This window comes from Pseudoalteromonas prydzensis, assembly GCF_011050055.1.
In the GTDB taxonomy this organism is placed as follows: domain Bacteria; phylum Pseudomonadota; class Gammaproteobacteria; order Enterobacterales; family Alteromonadaceae; genus Pseudoalteromonas; species Pseudoalteromonas prydzensis_A.
Genome location: NZ_DRGM01000096.1, coordinates 1 through 2,581 on the forward strand (window position 1 = coordinate 1; position 2,581 = coordinate 2,581).

General features: G+C 36.7%; 2 protein-coding genes. Both read left to right on the forward strand.

Going from position 1 to position 2,581, the window contains the following annotated elements:
• Positions 1 to 58: 58 nt before the first annotated feature.
• Positions 59 to 2,053, forward strand: a complete 1,995-nt coding sequence (locus ENH88_RS08855) for an ATP-binding protein (RefSeq protein WP_170071701.1) — start codon at positions 59 to 61, stop codon at positions 2,051 to 2,053.
• A gap of 54 nt (positions 2,054 to 2,107) precedes the next feature.
• On the forward strand, positions 2,108 to 2,581 hold a 474-nt coding region (locus tag ENH88_RS08860; RefSeq protein ID WP_304181755.1), incomplete at its 3' end, for a response regulator.

Genomic DNA, 2,581 nt, shown 5'->3' on the forward strand with positions numbered 1-2,581 from the left:
AAATAAAAATAGACTACGCTATTAACATATTAAGTTTATTAATTTGAAGTGTAGCTTGATGATTCGAAAAATATTAATTGTTGATAGTAGCAGTGTCATCGCAATGCGTGTGAAAGTGCTTTTAGAATTAATAGGATGTGAAGTCGAATTAATTCATTTCAGCATGCTAGACATGTATACCAATATAGGCGACTACGACTTAGTTGTTGTTGCCCATGGTGTGCCTGTTGATTCTATAAAACCCCTTGTTAGTGAAGTAGCGCAAGAGCGTTTTATGTTACTTGCTCCAAAAGCTGAAAGTGGTGAGCAACTAACTGCATTTAGTGAGCTAAATCATGCTGCGCCTGACGCAACCGTGATCTACCCGTTTTTTTCTAATAAAGAAATTACTTCTCTTTTAGAGAGCCTACTAGAATTAGGTTCTAATCATATTTTGCAATTACCCGCTATTTTACTCGTCGATCATGTTCCTGAACGCCTCGAAAAAATGAAAAATAGCTTAATCGGCGCTCATATAGAGACTCATACAGCAACCACCTCCGCAGAAGCTTTAGAAATTACTAAAGAAAAGCAAATCGATATACTGATAAGCGATTTTGTTTTAGATGACGGAACAGGTTTAGAAATTTTTTCAAACTTAAAAGTAACGCAACCACATTGTCGCTGCTTACTATTTACCTCACGTCCCGATCAAGTTTCGATGATTGAAGCTATTCGTCAAGGTGTGGAAGACGTACTTATTAAGCCACTGAACGACAGCTCACTATTACAATCAATACATAAATTATGGCAAACAGAGTTATTAAAACGCCATAACGCAGAACTTGTTGAAAGGCTACAAGATACAGTTGATGCCCTGATTGAAAAAGACAGTCTACTCCAGGTTATTTATAAGCATACGCCCGATGCAATTATGTTGTTTGAGAAATGCGGTAGGGTAATAGAAGCTAATGATGCTTGTTTAAAACTATTTAATTTACCGTTTAACGAACTCGAAGGTAAGTCAGTATTTAACTTTTTAGATGATGATTCAACGTTAGGTATTAAAGATAAAATTTCGACATTAAATAGTAATCGCCAATTTAGCTGCGACTTACGTTTATCTAAAACAGCAGGGGGATATATACCGTTGGTGGGATCTTTTAATGAGATAGATCACCATGGCGAAATAGCACTTGCCGTAATATTTAAAAATGTAACTCATCTCAAGCAAAAGGAAGACTTACTACTTGAAGCAAAAGATATCCTTGAAGAGCAAGTAAGAGCACGTACTTCACAACTCGAGCACGCTAAAAATGTGGCTGAGGCTGCAAACTTAAGTAAATCAGAGTTTTTAGCAAATATGTCGCATGAACTTCGTACACCAATGCACTCTATTTTAAGCTTTTCTCGTTTTGGTCTAAGTAAATTAGATGCTGGAGATTTTGCAAAAGAAAAACTCATTAAATACCTATCTCGCATAGAGAGTAGTGGCGAGCGTTTACTGTCGCTACTAAATAATTTACTCGACCTATCTAAGCTAGATGTGGGTAAGTTTCCATTTAATCCTCGTCCATATAATTTATCGAACATCATTAAAACAAGTATTGATGATGTATCTGGTACGGCAATGGAAAAAGAAATTGAGATTGTATTTACCGCGCAGCCATTACCTGTAATTGCGCAATGTGATGAAGAGCAAATAAATCAGTTACTTCGAAACGTATTAGGTAATGCACTTAAATTTAGCGAACCAAAAAGTAAAATACGGGTAAATTTAGAGTCAGATAATAAGCTTGCTACTATAGAGGTTACTGATAATGGGGTCGGTATACCTGAAGATGAACTAGAGCATATTTTTACTAAGTTTGTACAAAGCAGTAAAACAAATAGCGGTGCTGGTGGTACAGGGCTCGGTCTTGCCTTGTGTAGAGAGTTTGTATCTTTACACCAAGGTGAGATCACTGCACGTAACAACGAAAATGGTGGCGCCACTATATCTATACAAGTGCCACTAGAAATAAATCTAGACGAGCATTTGGCTGAAGATCAATTAATACAGCACAGTAATTAATTGTTTTTTGGCAAGCCAAGTAACTTTTTTGAGAATTTGAATGGATGATAAATTATGGCCTTAACTAAAATACTTGCCGTTGATGACGAACCCTTTAACCTTGAAATTATTGAGGAAATTTTAGAGGAACTTGATTTTGAATTACAAGTAGCAACGAGTGGCCCTGAGTGTTTAAACATGGTTGAAGGCTATATGCCTCAGGTTATATTACTCGATGTAAGTATGCCGCAAATGAATGGTTATGAAGTATGTAAGGCACTTAAAGCAAATCCAAATACAGCACACATAATTGTTATGTTTGTATCGGCTCGAGGCACAGTTGAAGAGCGAATGGAAGGCTACTCGGTTGGCGCAGAAGATTACATTGTAAAACCCTTTGGCCATGATGAACTTAAGTCAAAGCTTAAAAATTTAAACCAAGTACTCGTTGAAAAACAAAGCCTTGAAAAGCAAGTTGAAGATGCTACATCTACTGCATTTAATGCCATGGCTAACAGCAGTGAGATGGGGCAAATAGTTAACTACGTT